The 15,757-nt window shown below is 43.8% G+C and carries 17 protein-coding genes; 15 read left to right on the plus strand and 2 right to left on the minus strand.

Going from position 1 to position 15,757, the window contains the following annotated elements:
• Nucleotides 1-139 precede the first annotated feature (139 nt).
• The 8 genes from AC0YOD_RS22455 (at nucleotide 140) to AC0YOD_RS22490 (ending at nucleotide 8,924) form a co-directional block, all read left to right on the plus strand.
• A complete protein-coding gene (locus AC0YOD_RS22455; RefSeq protein ID WP_475801564.1) occupies nucleotides 140-1,186 on the plus strand; it encodes a LacI family DNA-binding transcriptional regulator in 1,047 nt (348 codons plus the stop codon).
• Between the two features lie 49 nt (nucleotides 1,187-1,235).
• The gene (locus AC0YOD_RS22460; RefSeq protein ID WP_475801565.1) at nucleotides 1,236-2,312 is read left to right on the plus strand and encodes an ABC transporter substrate-binding protein; all 1,077 of its coding nucleotides are present in this window, start codon (nucleotides 1,236-1,238) and stop codon (nucleotides 2,310-2,312) included.
• Nucleotides 2,313-2,414: 102 nt separating this feature from the next.
• Nucleotides 2,415-4,061, plus strand: a complete 1,647-nt coding sequence (locus tag AC0YOD_RS22465) for an ABC transporter permease (RefSeq protein WP_475801566.1) — start codon at nucleotides 2,415-2,417, stop codon at nucleotides 4,059-4,061.
• Nucleotides 4,062-4,073: 12 nt separating this feature from the next.
• Nucleotides 4,074-5,159 (plus strand): ABC transporter ATP-binding protein, encoded by a 1,086-nt coding sequence (locus AC0YOD_RS22470; protein WP_475801567.1) that lies wholly within the window; start codon nucleotides 4,074-4,076, stop codon nucleotides 5,157-5,159.
• A 5-nt stretch (nucleotides 5,160-5,164) separates the two neighbouring features.
• Nucleotides 5,165-6,082 carry a ComEC/Rec2 family competence protein gene (locus AC0YOD_RS22475; RefSeq protein WP_475801568.1) on the plus strand — a complete coding sequence of 306 codons (918 nt, stop codon included), beginning with the start codon at nucleotides 5,165-5,167 and terminating at the stop codon, nucleotides 6,080-6,082.
• Nucleotides 6,079-6,897, plus strand: a complete 819-nt coding sequence (locus AC0YOD_RS22480; protein ID WP_475801569.1) for a Cof-type HAD-IIB family hydrolase — start codon at nucleotides 6,079-6,081, stop codon at nucleotides 6,895-6,897. Before AC0YOD_RS22475 ends, AC0YOD_RS22480 begins: the two co-directional genes overlap by 4 nt.
• A gap of 96 nt (nucleotides 6,898-6,993) precedes the next feature.
• Entirely contained in the window at nucleotides 6,994-7,503 is a 510-nt protein-coding gene (locus AC0YOD_RS22485; RefSeq protein WP_475801570.1) for an MgtC/SapB family protein, read from the plus strand.
• A 71-nt stretch (nucleotides 7,504-7,574) separates the two neighbouring features.
• Nucleotides 7,575-8,924, plus strand: coding sequence for a C2 domain-containing protein (locus tag AC0YOD_RS22490; RefSeq protein WP_475801571.1), 1,350 nt, complete (start codon nucleotides 7,575-7,577; stop codon nucleotides 8,922-8,924).
• Between the two features lie 69 nt (nucleotides 8,925-8,993).
• On the opposite strand, the gene AC0YOD_RS22495 is transcribed toward AC0YOD_RS22490, so the two are convergent.
• Together AC0YOD_RS22495 and AC0YOD_RS22500 are read right to left on the minus strand one after the other, a co-directional pair.
• Nucleotides 8,994-9,158 carry a hypothetical protein gene (locus AC0YOD_RS22495; RefSeq protein ID WP_475801572.1) on the minus strand — a complete coding sequence of 55 codons (165 nt, stop codon included), beginning with the start codon at nucleotides 9,156-9,158 and terminating at the stop codon, nucleotides 8,994-8,996.
• Between the two features lie 55 nt (nucleotides 9,159-9,213).
• Nucleotides 9,214-9,375, minus strand: coding sequence for a hypothetical protein (locus AC0YOD_RS22500; protein WP_475801573.1), 162 nt, complete (start codon nucleotides 9,373-9,375; stop codon nucleotides 9,214-9,216).
• 392 nt (nucleotides 9,376-9,767) lie between these two features.
• On the opposite strand from AC0YOD_RS22500, the gene AC0YOD_RS22505 reads away from it, so the two are divergent.
• From AC0YOD_RS22505 to AC0YOD_RS22535, 7 genes are all read left to right on the plus strand, one after another.
• Nucleotides 9,768-10,721 (plus strand): ABC transporter permease, encoded by a 954-nt coding sequence (locus AC0YOD_RS22505; protein ID WP_475801574.1) that lies wholly within the window; start codon nucleotides 9,768-9,770, stop codon nucleotides 10,719-10,721.
• On the plus strand, nucleotides 10,711-11,652 hold the full coding sequence (locus tag AC0YOD_RS22510; RefSeq protein ID WP_475801575.1) for an iron chelate uptake ABC transporter family permease subunit: 942 nt from the start codon (nucleotides 10,711-10,713) through the stop codon (nucleotides 11,650-11,652). Before AC0YOD_RS22505 ends, AC0YOD_RS22510 begins: the two co-directional genes overlap by 11 nt.
• Nucleotides 11,649-12,407 carry an iron ABC transporter ATP-binding protein gene (locus tag AC0YOD_RS22515; RefSeq protein ID WP_475801576.1) on the plus strand — a complete coding sequence of 253 codons (759 nt, stop codon included), beginning with the start codon at nucleotides 11,649-11,651 and terminating at the stop codon, nucleotides 12,405-12,407. Before AC0YOD_RS22510 ends, AC0YOD_RS22515 begins: the two co-directional genes overlap by 4 nt.
• A 72-nt stretch (nucleotides 12,408-12,479) precedes the next feature.
• On the plus strand, nucleotides 12,480-13,457 hold the full coding sequence (locus AC0YOD_RS22520; protein ID WP_475801577.1) for a siderophore ABC transporter substrate-binding protein: 978 nt from the start codon (nucleotides 12,480-12,482) through the stop codon (nucleotides 13,455-13,457).
• Nucleotides 13,458-13,594: 137 nt separating this feature from the next.
• A complete protein-coding gene (locus tag AC0YOD_RS22525; RefSeq protein WP_475801578.1) occupies nucleotides 13,595-14,347 on the plus strand; it encodes an ABC transporter ATP-binding protein in 753 nt (250 codons plus the stop codon).
• Nucleotides 14,335-15,096 carry an ABC transporter permease gene (locus AC0YOD_RS22530; protein ID WP_475801579.1) on the plus strand — a complete coding sequence of 254 codons (762 nt, stop codon included), beginning with the start codon at nucleotides 14,335-14,337 and terminating at the stop codon, nucleotides 15,094-15,096. Before AC0YOD_RS22525 ends, AC0YOD_RS22530 begins: the two co-directional genes overlap by 13 nt.
• Nucleotides 15,097-15,253: 157 nt before the next feature.
• Entirely contained in the window at nucleotides 15,254-15,715 is a 462-nt protein-coding gene (locus AC0YOD_RS22535) for a divergent PAP2 family protein (RefSeq protein ID WP_475801580.1), read from the plus strand.
• Nucleotides 15,716-15,757: the final 42 nt, after the last annotated feature.

Here is a 15,757-nt window from a genome sequence, read left to right on the forward strand (position 1 = left end):
AGTTTAAGCGGATGATTTTTGAAAATATTCTTCATAAAAATTTAATGATTGAAAACGATTACACAATGTTGTATTATAAGCTCAAACGTTCCGGTAACGTTCCCGGTAACGTTACCGGAACGTTGGCAAGGAGGCCTCTGTGACAAATATTAAAGATATCGCTAAGCATTTAGGCATTTCAGTTTCTACCGTATCAAGGGCTATCAATAATCATGCAGATGTAAGTCAGGAAACAAAGCTTCAAGTAATGGAAGCCATTCGTGCTCTCAATTACCGGCCTAATGCAATCGCGAAAGGTCTGATTCAGAAGAAGACCTTTACGATTGGTTTAATGATTCCCGACATTTCGGATCCATTCTTCTCTTCATTGGCCAATGCAGTGGAAGAAACGTTATTTGAATACGGGTATCAGGTGGTATATGGCAATGCGAATCGTAATCCAGACAAAGAAAAACAGTTTATCTCCAATGCGATTTCTAGACAATTTGACGGACTGATCATCACGCCGGATTTTCTGGATACTGAATTAATTGAGCTAATCGCTGGTTTGAAGATGCCTGTAGTTTTCTTGAGAAGAAGAACACCGAATGGCTTGTCGATTCCTTTTGTTGATGTGGATCATTATCAGGCCGCTTGTACGGCTGTTAATTATTTGATTGAGCTGGGGCACAAAGGAATTGGTTTCATCAGCATGCCGGAGAAATCATTTACCGGGTCCGAAAGGTTGAGAGGATTCAAAGATACGATGCGGGATCATGGACTCCAATTCGAGAGTACAGATGTCGTTCTTGGGGGTCGAACGATTGAGCACGGCCGGGCGGCTATGAATAGGTTGTATCAGAGCAATCCTAATTTGACGGCTATTTTTGCCGCGAATGACTTGCTTGGAATTGGTGCGCTGGAATGGCTGGCTGTTCAACAGATTTCCGTTCCCGAAAAGCTTTCTGTAATGGGCTTTGACAACTTGGAATATGCCGACCTCCACTGGATACAGCTGACAACCATGGAACAGCCGCGTGAAATGATGGGGAACAGGGCAGCCAAGTTGCTGCTGGACATGATCACGGATAAGGACAACAACAAGAATAACTCCAAGAACAACAACAACGACATAGACATCGCTCCTCCCTCCGAATTGATCGAAGCAAGACTTATTGAAAGAAAGTCATGTAAGCGATTGGATTAGCTAATAACGATAAATGTGGCGGTCAACTTATGGGGAGGACTGAGTATTTATGGGGTTTAATAGAAAAGTGTTCGGTGTGTTTACATCGTTTATACTCGTAAGTATTTTATTATTATCAGGTTGCAGCGGAAACGATAATAACAGTGCTGGAGTAGATGGTAAAACAGGGGGATCTAAAAAAGGATCTGGCAAGCTTGTTGTTTACTCTGCTCTGAATGAGGATGATACGGTACAAATTCAGAAGCAATTCAAGGAAGATACTGGAATTGAGATTGAATATTTGCGCTTGAATAGTGCCGGAGAAGCCAGCACAAGGGTACAGGCCGAGAAGAACGCTCCAAAAGCCGACATTCTAGTCGGCGGCTCAGCCGAATTTTACAATCCGCTTGCCGATCAAGGTATTCTAATGAAGTACAGTTCCCCGAACGCTAAAGATCTTAACACCATGTTTAATGACCCCAACGGATTCTATCAAGGCTGGTATATGGGGGTTTTGGCTGTCGCACTTAATAAGGAGCGTTTTGACAAGGAATTAGCTCCTAAGGGCATCAAAGAGCCGAAAACATGGGAGGATTTGTTAGACCCCGCTTACAAAGATGTTTTGATTATACCCAATCCCGCAACTGCCGGAAGCGGCTACATATTTACTGCAACCCAAATTTTCCGCTTAGGTGAAGATAAAGCATGGGATTATATGAAGGCTCTTACTGCCAATGTACATCATTATGTTGCTTCAGGCGGAGATGTCGTCAACTTGGCTGCAACCGGTGAGTTTGTAGCTGGCATGCACTGGGCTCATGATATTATAAAATCCGGTAAGAAGGGTTATCCGATTCAACCTATTATTCCTGAGGAAACAGCTTTTGAGATAGGTGGAGCGGCTATTATTCAAGGCGGAGCCAACAGTGAGAACGCGAAGAAATTCATAGACTGGCTGTTGACGAAAGAAACCCAAGAGATGAGCACAGAGATGTCCAGCCGTTATTCCGTTCGTACGGATGTCGCTGCACCGGAAGGAATGCCTGCCATTGATACGCTGAAGTTAGTCGAATACGACCGTGTTAAAGCGGCTGAGATGAAGGAAGCGGTCATTAAGAAATTCGGAGAGGTGAGCGGGGGTAAATAATTACCCTAGGCTCCCAAGAGGATTTAACTTTGCGCAGAGCAGGATGACTGATATTGCCTGCTCTGTGCAAGGGGCAGTCCTTCTGGAAAGGTGTGAACATCATTGAATTCAACAATCTTCAAAGACATGTGGTTAGAGTTTAAAAAGCTGCGGAATGAACCGCTATTAGCCTTAGTCATTGCTGCCGTCGTGCTCATTACTGCTTTCTTCGTGCTATGGCCGATCATAAAAGTAGTAAGTGCGCCGAGACTGTCGGACTACGCCCAGCTTTTCACTAATTCCCGTTGGACGAATGCGGCAATCAACAGCTTGACGATGACCTTCTTGTCGACAATTTCCTGTACCTTTGTCGCATTTATATTTGCTTACTCTATTTCTCGGCTAAATATACCATGTAAAGGGCTGTTCAAGTTCATTACGATCTTGCCGATCGTGTCGCCCCCTTTCATCGTAGCCCTGTCCTATATCTTATTATTCGGGAGACAAGGCATTATATCCAAACATGTGCTAGGAATCAGTATTGATGTGTACGGCTGGCACGGACTATGGATGGTACAAACGATAAATTTCTTTCCTTTTGCCTATGCAGTTATTTATGGTGTGCTTAGGTCAAATTCCACAAATCTTGAATATGCGGCCTATAATCTAGGGGCAACTCGTTGGCAGGTATTCAAGGATGTATTTCTACCGCTGTGCAGACCTGGTCTCGCGGGTGGAGCCTTAATCGCGGCAATGAATATATTAGCTGATTTCGGTAATCCCATTATTATTGGAGGGAACTTTTCACTGCTACCGACAGAGGCTTATATGCAGATGTCTGGTTGGTTTAATTTGCCGGCTGCTGCGATGCTCTCTACTACCTTGCTAGTGCCAGCTCTTGCACTCTTTATTTTAAACAGAAAATGGGTAGGGAAGCGCTCTTATGTTACCGTAACTGGGAAAGAAACCTCACTCGAGCCTTATCCGGTTCCTAGTTATATTAAGTGGAGTTTATTCAGCTTTTGCATGTTTGTAACCGTTGTCATTTTAGCGGTTTACGGTGTTCTGTTCTTTGGGGCCTTCACTCAAACATGGGGGTATGACTGGTCTCTTACATTGAAAAATATGAGTTATGTTTTATTTAAAAAGCAAGAGGTTATCAATAGCCTTAAATTTGCTCTCATGGCTTCCGTAGGAGCAGCATTCTTGTCAATAATTTTGGCTTATATTGTACAGCGGAAGCAGATTGGCATTAATCGGTTTATCGATTTCTTAGCTATACTGCCGGGTGCTGTACCGGGTGTATTCTTAAGTCTTGGTTTTGCAATGGGGTTTAGCGAATCACCGTTAATGTTGTCGGGAACTTCTATCATCATGGTTCTAGCACTCATGTTCTGGAATCTACCAACCTGCTACAGTGCGAACCTTGCTTCTTTACAACAGATTGGCCATTCCCTGGAAGAGGCGTCGACGAATCTCGGTGCGGGCAGCTTCAAGACCTTTCGAAACATCCTTTTACCTCTATTGAAGGAATCATTTATTTCTTGCATTGTATTGTCCTTTTTGAGATCGATCACTTGCTTGAGCGTCATTATTTTTATCTATTCGGCCAAAACCTCGGTCGGTACTGTCTCGATCCTAGGTTTGGTCAGTAACGGCGAGTGGGGAAGTGCGTCAGCATTCACCGTAGTATTGATTTCGATTGCCTTTACTGTCCTGGGAATCGCCAAGCTGATATTCAGGCGGCAGGGCAAGAATTTAGAGATTTAAACGGAGGGAATTATGAGCGTAGCCGAATCTATCATCAAGATTGAGAACGTGACCAAGACGTTCGGAAAATATAAAGCCATTAATGATATTTCTCTTGAAGTTCCTAAGGGCAGCTTTACTACTTTACTTGGTCCCAGCGGATGCGGCAAAACAACGCTAATGCGGATGATTGCGGGCTTCCATGAACCGGATGAGGGGAATATTTTTATTAACGGTAAAAGAATCAATGACATTCCAGCTTATAAGAGAAATACCCCTCTGGTATTTCAGGAGTATGCACTGTTTCCTCATATGTCGGTCTATGAGAATATATCGTATGGCTTGAAGCTGCTAAAGCTGCCAAAGGCAGAAGTTAAAGATAAAGTGAATGAAATGCTGGCTATGTTCGGTCTTCAAGGCATGGAGAATCGGTTCCCAAAGGAAATGAGCGGAGGGCAACAGCAGCGAGTTGCATTTGCTAGAGCTCTCATTACCGGTCAAAATATTCTTCTTATGGATGAACCATTGAGCAACTTGGATGCCAAGATGAGGGTCGAGGTTAGAAATGAGCTAAGAGAACTGCAGCAGCGCACAGGTGTCACTGCGATCTTTGTTACACATGACCAAGATGAGGCTCTTTCCTTGTCTGACCGGATAGCGGTCTTCAACAAAGGCGTAATATGTCAGGTAGGCACTCCGTGGGATATTTACTTTAAGCCAAAAAGTAAGTTCGTAGCAGACTTTGTTGGAGTAGCGAACTTTATTGACGGGGAAGTCATCGGCTTCGCGGAAGAGGACATCGTTGTCAAATGCAATGATCACGTATTTAATGTCAACGGGACCGATCATAGCGTTAAAGTAGGCGATCTAGTGACGCTTATGATTCGCCCGGAATGTATTTCAGTTGAACCTGGAGCAAGAGAGCAATTAAGTGAGGGATACAGCTGGAGAGGCAATATTCAGAAAAGCAGCTTTCTCGGCAGAATGATCCGTTACTGGGTGGACTGCGGGCCGCTTCAATGGATTGTAGACGATTCCAGTCCAAGCCAAGTGTTAGACGGATTTGTGAATATTAGGCTGGATAAAAGCCGAATTCATCTGTTGACTGCAGAAAGGTGATGTCCGTGAAGCCTATACTCTATGCGCTAAATGTTGGACGCGGCGATAGCTTTTTTATTGAAATTCCAACAGCTGAAGATCCCTATATCATTTTGATAGATGGGGGAGATCGGCTGGAGGACGAACGAGCGAGTCCGATTCATTTTTTTCGTAAAAAGGGCTGGCATCAGATCGATCTGATGATTTTGACACATTTGCATCCGGATCATCTTCATGGATTGCTTGATATTGCCTGTCATGTTCCCGTGGTAGAGGCCATTCTGCCTTATCCCAAGCTTAATCTAGTACTGGAGCAGCTGAAGCATGCGAAAGCGATTCAGACTAGGGAGCTGCTGCGAATGTATGAGGAGCTTCAAGCGCTTCTCGCCATACAGAAAACACGAATAACTACGCGTCCTCCATTTGGTGAGCAAACCGTTTGGACATTTGGCGATGTAGCTCTAAGACATGTAGAACCGATTGATATTTGTGATATGGAGGCCTATCAGACCTTGCAAGAAATTAGCAGTTCGAACGCCGATAAGCATGAGAAGTTGCTAGTGAGATTTGATGGGCAATCCAATGCAGACAGCAGCGTGTTTTTGTTGGAGCATAGGGATGGAACGCAACTGCTGCTGCTCTCAGGTGATGCGGTTTTAACGAACTGGGAACGTATTTTAAAACGAGAGATGCTGCACCCCCATGTATTTAAGGTCGGTCATCACGGTATCATGGATGCATGGAATGAACAGCTTTTGCTGGCATTATCGCCTGATTGGGTGCTAATTACGAATAATAAGGGAGAATATGAAATCTTTCGGGATGCGTGGGAAAGGCTTGTGCAATCTTCAAACTGTCAGTTAGTTGTGACAGGTGCGGAGACGAATACCCGCTATTTGAAATCCCATCTACCACAGAGAGCGGAGAGGATTGAATTGGAATGAAACCGTTAATACGGCCTTATCGAATGGTTGTGACCGATATTGACGGAACCCTTGTGGATTCGCAACAAGAGATCAGCGAGCAGAACAAAGAGAAGATACGCGCTTTTCAGAGTCAGGGGGGAATTGTGACGCTGGCAACCGGCCGTATGGAGGAAGCGGCGTACCGGTTTGTGAAAGAGTTGGGCATTATGCACCCTGTTATTCTTTATAACGGTGCCAAAATTGTAGACTTTAGCACAAGTCAATGTCATTACGAAGCCGTTCTTACAGCAGAGGTTATTAGCGCAGCTCTCGAGCTTTTGAATAAGCACCCTTTGAATATGATTTTCTACTCAGAGAGAAAACTTTGGGTTCGCGAGATCAATTCGGTCATAACGGACTATATGAATAAGGATCGGGTAGTTTGCCATCCTTGGAGCACGCCGGACTTCTTGCTCGAAAGCAAGGTAAACAAGATATTAATGATTCAAGAGGACCAAAATTTCACTGCGGCAATGAACGTATTTCTGCCGATGGTCGGCTCAGCATGCGAACTGGTGACATCAGAAGCAACTTATCTAGAGATACTGCCGAGCAGTGTGTCTAAAGGCAGCGCGTTAAAGCTGCTTGCTAGCCAATTGGGCTTGGATATTGGCGAGATTATTGCTATAGGCGACCATATGAATGACTTGGAGATGCTTCAAGAGGCAGGCATGGGGGTGGCGGTTGAGAATGCTCATCCTAAGTTAAAGGAGCATGCGCAATACATCGCCCCATCCAATCTGGAACACGCGATAGCGCATGTTATTGATAAATACTGCTTAGACAAAGCTTAGAAGTCGAGCTGTAAAATGTGACGACTGTTCATTTGCCCATGGCGCTGCAGCAGCATGTGAACCGTTTGAGAGTCTGCATTAGAAAGGAAGCGCATCATGAGCGTAATAGATCAGCATTTAGGTGTATGGTTAGGTGATTACGAATGGCTGTTGCGCATTCTTGTCAGCGCTCTGCTAGGGTTTATGATCGGTTTGAACCGCACCCATAAGCATAAGCCTGCGGGAGTTAAAACGTACATGTATGTAGCAACAGCTTCCGCACTGATTACGATTGTATCCATTCAGAGCGTGACTATGTACGCAGGCATGAGGGAGCATACGATGATGGATCCCATGCGGCTCGCGGCGCAAATCGTTACAGGATTAGGTTTTATCGGGGCTGGAGTTATTTTGAAGGATGGAGCAAGAGTAGTCGGTTTGACATCAGCAGCAATGATTTTCTTTGCGGGGGGCATTGGAATTGCGATTGGAGCGGGCTTCTATACCATCGTCTTGTTTTCACTTATCGTGACCAGTCTTTTAATGAAAATGGGAGAAGAGATTGAAAGAAGAAAAACGAGGCAGCGGAATCCCTTGAGTGAAATTACGATGGAGACAGCGGATTGAAAGAAAGATATCATTTGAATCTATGTATAAATGCTAAGAAAACATTCATTAATTAGAGGAGGATTACTATTTTGATGAAAAAACTAGTATCTGCCGTTTTGATTGTTACCTTATGCGTATGTCTTTATCCTATTCACGACCGTGTGAATGCTTCACCGTCTTATTCAGGGTTAGCTGCCTACTGGGCGCCGACAATCTATCAGGATGTAAATGAAACCTACAGTGTTCGCGCTGACTTTATGACTAAGTTCAATTACGATGGAGATTGGAGAGGGGATAACAACTGGGAGAATCTCAACAACTATCCGATACTGCCCTCTGTCTATTACTCGGTTCGTGAGACGTTAACTCATTATTTTATCGAATATGATTTCTACTATCCGAGAGATGACGGTCCGATCAATCTGGAAAAGCATGAGCATGATCTGGAAGGCAGTATTTTTGTCATCCGAAAAGACGGCTCCACCTATGGTTCGCTTCAACTAATGGAGACACAAGCCCATAATCATTGGTATCAGTATTCGAATGATTCATCCATATCATCCGGCAGTGAAAATATCGATGGTTCCATTCTATTAGATGGGCATAGGGCGAAGCTGTATATATCCGCAAACGGAATCGGGACTGATGCCGGTCACGGGGTGAAGGCATACGATGGCAGCTCTGCAAACGGAGGAGACGGGATTGTTTTCAAGTATCAGAATGGAACCTCTGTTATGCCGACGGATACATCAGGCAGCTATACGAAAGTATATGATTATGCGCTGACCTCAATGGATGAGATTTGGGATCGACGTTATGATACTGGCGGAGCGGGACATACGTTCAATACCTTCGGTTATTTCCACGGAGATACGTATTCCGATAGTTCCTGTACACTGCCATGGACGAAGGATGATCCGGATGACGGTCCGCTTTATAAAGGGATTTACTGGTCAGACCCTGCTTTCTTCATTGATACTCATCTGAACGGCTTGGGTAATTTTTCGCATACGTATCTGTTTAACCCTTATTATTCTCATAAAATAACGCTTTTGAACGTGACTAGTAAGGCTAATAAGGACCCGCTTAACGATGAGAGTGACGTATACCTCAAAGTCAGCGTGAATGGGCAGGGGCATATTGACAATAAGCATTGGAAAGATAATCAGGCTCCGCTAAACGTAACGAAAGAGATTTACTGGGGCTACGAGCAAGCCGAGTTTGGTAACCAATATTCGGAGCCGTTTAATACGATTTATATCGCAGAGCCTAACAATTCGGTTGTAAAAATTGAAGTGCTGGACAAAGACGGTACATCAGGTGATGATACGATGGGGATACTTACCACCAATCCAGCTCCTGGAGTAACGGTAACGTGGACGAATACGCTCACTTCCACTGGAGAAGCTGCTGTTTCAGCAACTATAACGGCTAACTGAAACTAGCTGATAGCCTAGCAGCAAAAAACCTGACCAAACATGGGTCAGGTTTTTTGCTGTTCCTGTATCTTATTGTTGCTGGCCGGGGCGAATACGGACTACACCAATTTCTGATGCATTGATGGCAATGGCGTTTCCGCCTTGTCCAATGCGTGCGTGGGCATTTTGCTTCACGTTCACATCTGTCTTGCCGTTACTCCATTTCACAGTGTGTTTTGAATGATTTTTTCTCATGATTTCACCCCCTCTCATACATTTCAGTATGGATTAGGTAAGGGATGAGAATAGATTAGCGACGACCTTGTTTTTTATGAATGAGAACATTTACTGCATTGCTTGCCAAAACATTGCCTTGCTGTGCGCTTGCAGCTGCCGATTGATGGATGTTAATGATGAGATAGTTGTTTTTGCCGATACGATATCTAAGGGTTTGAATTTTAGAGCGAACCATATGTTACCTCCCTAACTAGCCTTGGTTGAAGCTTAATGTAGCATATGATAGTTTTTCAGATTAGGTATCAGCGAATATCACCGTCAAATTCATCAATTTATTCCTCTTTATTTTCATACTACCCTTTTACAATAGAAGGGCAGAGTAGATAGAAGGACAAGTAAAGAGCAGAACTTCGTGTTCACGTTACCGTCACATCTAAGTTGTCAGTAGAAAAATCCATTGCGATTATAGAAAAATCCATTCCGATCCTGTATATATCGTGTAAGATAAGAAATGTTGCTGATAATGGTTATCAATTGAATGGCGATAAACCACGAACAGCGTATTTTTTTAACCAGTATTGAGAATGATTATCTTTGTTATTATCCATGATGATTCGAGGAATTAGTATGAAGCTATGGTATCTCATTATTATTCTTTTTGTATTATCGATTACTTCCCTGTTTATCGGGGTTAAGGACATATCTCCATTTGATCTGTTTAGTCTCACTGCTGAGCAGTGGCAAGTGTTATCTATTAGCCGGTTTCCTCGACTAGTCAGCATCATTTTGGCAGGCTTTGGGATGAGTGTTACAGGCTTAATCATGCAGCAGCTAAGCCGTAATAAATTCGTATCGCCAACAACTGGGGGAACGGATGATTCAGCTAGACTCGGTATACTGGTTGCCTTAATGATTTTCCCATCCGCCACTACATTTGAGAAGATGCTTGTTGCTTTTGCCTTCGCATTAGCAGGCACATTCATATTTATGAAAATTCTCGATCGTCTCAAATTCAAGGATACAATATTTATTCCATTGGTTGGGTTGATGTTTGGTAATGTAATTAGCTCGGTGACGACATTTTTTGCTTACAAAAACGATCTCATCCAAAATATTTCCTCCTGGCTCCAAGGCAGCTTCTCGCTCGTCATGAGCGGACGCTATGAGCTGTTGTATGTAAGCGTTCCGCTGCTCGTGCTGGCATACCTGTATGCCAATAAGTTTACGATTGCCGGGCTTGGCGAAGAGTTCTCGACCAATCTGGGTATGAATCACAAGCTTATCGTGAACATTGGTCTTGTCATCGTAGCCTTGGTATCGGTTATCGTCATATTGACGGTAGGCACGCTTCCATTCCTTGGCTTAATCATTCCAAATATCGTGACACTTTACATGGGCGATAATTTGAAGAAAAATCTAGCGCATACAGCGGTGCTTGGCGCCATATTCGTTCTTGTCTGCGATGTAATCGGTCGCTTGATTATCTTTCCTTATGAAATACCGATCGGTCTCACCATCGGCGTCATAGGAAGCGTTATTTTTCTTTACTTGTTGATGAGGAGAAAGGCATATGAAGCTTAAACTGAGTTTTCTTGCGGTGCTGGCCGTCGCATTAATAGTCGTGTTTCTTTTCATTCATCTTGGACCCAACTGGGACTATGCATTGCCAAGACGATTGAGGAAGGTGCTGGCGATTGTCATTACCGGAGGTGCTATTGCTTACTCCACGTTGATCTTTCAGACCATAACGAACAATCGAATTTTGACACCAAGCGTTATCGGACTGGATTCACTGTATATGCTCATTCAGACTTTTGTTGTTTACGTCTTCGGTTCCATGAGTCTGCCTAGTACGAACAAACATCTGAACTTCCTTATATCGGTAGGATTTATGATTGCATTCGTAGGATTGCTTTATAAGCTGCTCTTCAAAAGAGAAGGTAGAAATCTCTACTTCCTGCTGCTGATTGGACTTGTGCTCGGAACGTTGTTTGGAAGTATGTCGACGTTCATGCAGGTGTTGATTGACCCGAATGAATTTCTTATCATACAGGGGCGGATGTTTGCCAGCTTTAATAATGTCAACACAGATTTACTCGTCATTTCCATTGTTATTATCGCTTTAGTCGCTCTTTACAGCTTGAGGTTGACCAAGTACTTGGATGTCATGTCACTTGGCAAGGAGCATGCAGTTAATCTAGGCATTCCGTATGATTACATAGTCAAAAGAATGCTTGTTATTGTAGCGATCTTGATCGCTGTATCAACTGCCTTAGTAGGACCGATTACGTTCCTCGGACTGCTCGTTGTAAATGTAGCCTATCAATTCATGCGTACGTATCGGCATAGCATCCTTATTCCAGGAGCGATACTTATCAGCATCATTGCGCTGGTTGGCGGTCAGTTGATTGTAGAGCGAGTGTTCACGTTCGAGACGACGATAAGCGTCATTATTAACTTCATCGGCGGAGCGTACTTCTTATATTTGCTGCTAAGGGAGAAGAAAGCATGATAGAGGTCAGAAATGTATCCAAAGCATACGGGGGCAAGCCCGTCATAGAAGGAGTATCTCTCGAAATTCCTAAAGGTAAGATTACTTCATTCATAGGTCCCAACGGTGCTGGCAAGAGTACACTGCTATCCATGATTAGCCGTTTACTGACGAAAGATAGCGGAGATGTTCTTATTGAAGGCAAAGAGGTAACGGAGTGGAAGAGCAAAGATCTTGCTAAGAAAATATCGATTTTAAAGCAGTCTAATCATATAAATTTGCGTTTAACAGTCAGAGAGCTTGTAAGCTTCGGACGATTCCCTTATTCACAAGGGAAGTTAACGAAGGAAGATTGGACGAAAGTTGATGAAGCCATCGCTTATATGGATTTGGTAGAGCTTCAGAGCAAATACCTTGATGAGCTGAGCGGCGGTCAAAACCAACGTGCTTTCATTGCAATGGTCATCGCTCAAAATACGGAATATATTTTGCTGGATGAGCCGCTTAATAACTTGGATATGAAGCATTCTGTTCAGATTATGAAGGTACTGCGCAGACTGGTCGAGGAGCTTGGAAAGACCGTCATACTCGTTATCCATGATATTAACTTTGCTTCTTGTTATTCCGATTACATCGTGGCGTTAAAGGATGGAAAGGTCGTCAAGGAAGGTTCTACTGAGACGATTATCGATAGCGCCGTGCTCAATGACATCTACGATATGGATATTCCGATTGAGCTTATCAATGGAAACCGTATCGGTGTTTATTTTACTTAAAAAAGCAAGTCCCTACTTACGGTTATTCAAACAATTGATCATACAAAAAAACTAATAATAGGAGTGATTAGAATGAAAAAGTCTTTACCAGTATTGGCCATTCTAGTAATCTTTGCAATGGTAATGGCAGCATGTGGAGCAAACAATAACGGAAATACAAGCGGTGCGACAAACGCTCCCAAAACAGACACGCCTGCAACAGACGCACCAGCAACAGAAATTACGGTTAAGCATCAGCTTGGTGAAACGGTTGTTCCTGTTAATCCGAGCAAGGTTGTCGTATTCGACTACGGCGTATTGGACACGTTAGATAAACTAGGTGTTGAAGTAGCGGCGGTACCACAAGCTAACGTGCCAGCGTACCTAGAAAAATACAAAGATGCTAAATATGTAAATGCAGGCGCATTGAAAGAACCGGATTTCGAGAAAATTAACGAAATCGCTCCTGATTTGATCATCATTTCAGGTCGTCAAGCAGATGCATATGAAGAGCTTAACAAAATTGCGCCAACGATCCACATGGGCGTAGATACAAGCAAATACATGGAATCCTTCACAAGCAATGTGAAAACACTTGGTCAAATTTTCAGCAAAGAAGCAGAAGCTGATGCAGAGCTTGCTACAATTAATGATTCCATCAAAGCTTTGAATGACAAAGCAACTGCAGGCGGCAAAAATGGTCTTATTATTTTGGCTAACGAAGGCGCAATCAGCGCTTATGGTAAAGCTTCACGCTTTGGTATCATTCATGACGTGTTCGGCGTACCTGCTGTTGATGAGAATATTGAAGTATCGACACACGGCAAACCCGTAACTTACGAATATGTAGCTGAGAAAGATGCTGATTATTTGTTCGTTGTTGACCGTAATGCAGTAGTAGCAGGCGAAGGCGATGCACATTCTTCAGTTGAGAATGCTCTTGTAAAAAATACAAAAGCGTACAAAGAAGGCAACATCGTATACCTTAACCCAGAATTCTGGTACCTTTCCGGCGGCGGACTTATCTCTGTAGCTGAAATGGTCAAAGAAATCGATGCTGCAATAAAGTAATAGCTTTATCGCTTTAGGCTAACGAGGCCAATTTAAAGGCTGACAGTCCCTTCCGCAATTAGCGGCAGTGGGCTGTCAGCCTTTTATCTGCTTTTGGTAAACGATATAATGGACAATGAGTGGAAGGAGGGCCGTGTATGAAACCCGTGCTGCAATTGCAACAGCTTGCAAAGAAACTTGAAGGAAAAGAGAATAGCCCCTTATTCGCTAATATTACGGCTGAAATTTTGGAGCCTGCTGTCATAGCTTTGCTTGGCGTGTCAGGGCAGGGCAAGAGTACGCTGCTTCGAATACTTGCGGCTCTCGATCATGCAGATGAAGGCGATATTCGTTTACATAATGAATTACAAAGCGAGACGGATCCACAGTTGTGGAGAAAAAGGGTTTGCTATGTTGCACAGCAGGCAGTCATGCTTCAAGGAAGCATTGAACATAATTTGAAGACGGTTAGCCGTCTCCACCGGATTCCTTATGAGAAAAAGCTCCTGAAGCATTTGCTGCAGCGTCTGGGGCTGGATCATTTGGAATTGAGCAAAAGCGCAGAGGATCTATCAGGAGGGGAGAAGCAACGCGTATCTTTGCTGCGTTCCTTACTGCTGCATCCGAAGGTGCTTCTTCTTGATGAGATTACAGCCTCGCTTGATAGAAGCAGCAAGCAGATGGTTGAAGAGGTTATAAGAGAGTGGCATCATCAAGAAGGAACGACGATGATTTGGGTTACTCATGACGTCGAGCAGGCGAGAACGATGAGCCAAACGGTATGGTTTATGGGTGAGAGAACGTTGCTGGAGCAAAATGCGACGGATGCTTTTTTTGAGAATCCGAAGACGGAGCTCGCACGAAATTATATTCAAGCACCAGCTTATAAGGAGCAGTCATGTCTATCTTAGCACTTACTTTCACGCTGTTATTCGTGATGATCACTATGCTATTATCCGTATGGCAAAAGCTTGGACTTGAGCGGGATATTGCTACTGGTACGATTCGTTCTGCTGTACAGCTTTTGCTTGTTGGTTATGTGTTGCAATTTATTTTTAATACGAGCAATCCTATTTTCATCGCATTGATTTTGATTCTAATGATTACAATCGCTTCCTACAATGCTGGCAAGAGAGGCAAGGGGCTGAAGGGCATCATATGGAAAATTGCGATTGCGATTACGTCAACAGAGCTTCTCATGATGGGGCTGCTGCTTGGCTTTCGTATTATTGAAGCGACACCGCAGTATATCATTCCGTTAAGCGGGATGACGATTGGCAACGCGATGGTTGTGTCGGGTTTGTTTTTGAACCAGATGAGAAGAGAGGTCAGCGCTTCGCGGGGTGAGATTGAGACATTGTTATCACTGGGGGCCTCAGCAAGGCAAGCCATTCAGGATGTAATGAAAAGATCGGTTAAATCAAGCATGATTCCAACGATTGACGGAATGAAAACGGTTGGTCTTGTCCAGCTTCCAGGCATGATGACAGGGATGATAGTCGCAGGGGCAGATCCCATTGAGGCTGTACGATATCAAATTCTAATTGTATTTGCATTTACCAGCTCGGCAGCTGTTACTAGCATCATTTTATGTCTAATCAGTTATCGGCTTTGGTTTACGAAGGATTCACGTATTCGGAATATAGAGCAAAAGAGCTGAGTGAAAGAATTCACTGATACGAATGATAAAAATATGGAGTCGTAAGTAATAAGTAACCTACAACAACTAATATGCAATATGTCATTTGCTTTTCCACATGAAAACCATCGCAACAGGGTAAACTGACAGAAGCGTGATGACTGGAGGTTGAACGGCTGTGGCAAACAGAGCATTAGGGACGGCGCTTATAGCTGTAGGTGCTGCGCAGCTGTTGAAGCTGCCCTTGCATTATGCAGAGACAGGGGAGTGGGATACTCGAAAGATCATTGGATCTGGCGGTATGCCTAGCTCGCATTCCAGCGGCGTAACCGCACTGGCAGTCTATACAGCGACGAAATACGGAGTTAGGACACCAGAATTCGCTATATCCGCTATGCTTGGCATAATCGTTATGTATGACGCTATGAATATTCGCAGACATGCGGGTGAAATTGCGATGCAAGTCAATGATTTGGATGTAGATGTGGAGAAGCTGGCGGGCGAGCATCCCGGTATTTATCACAGACGCCGACGTGAGAAGCTTAAGGAAAGTTTAGGGCATCAGCCGCGAGAAGTATTAGCGGGTTCCTTGCTTGGAGCTGTTCTCGGATTTGTTGGAGCCATTTGTTCTTCAAAATAATAAACATCATCCCACTGGCATATTGCTAAGTGGGATTTTTAG

The sequence above is a fragment of the Paenibacillus sp. J31P13 genome (assembly GCF_056269295.1).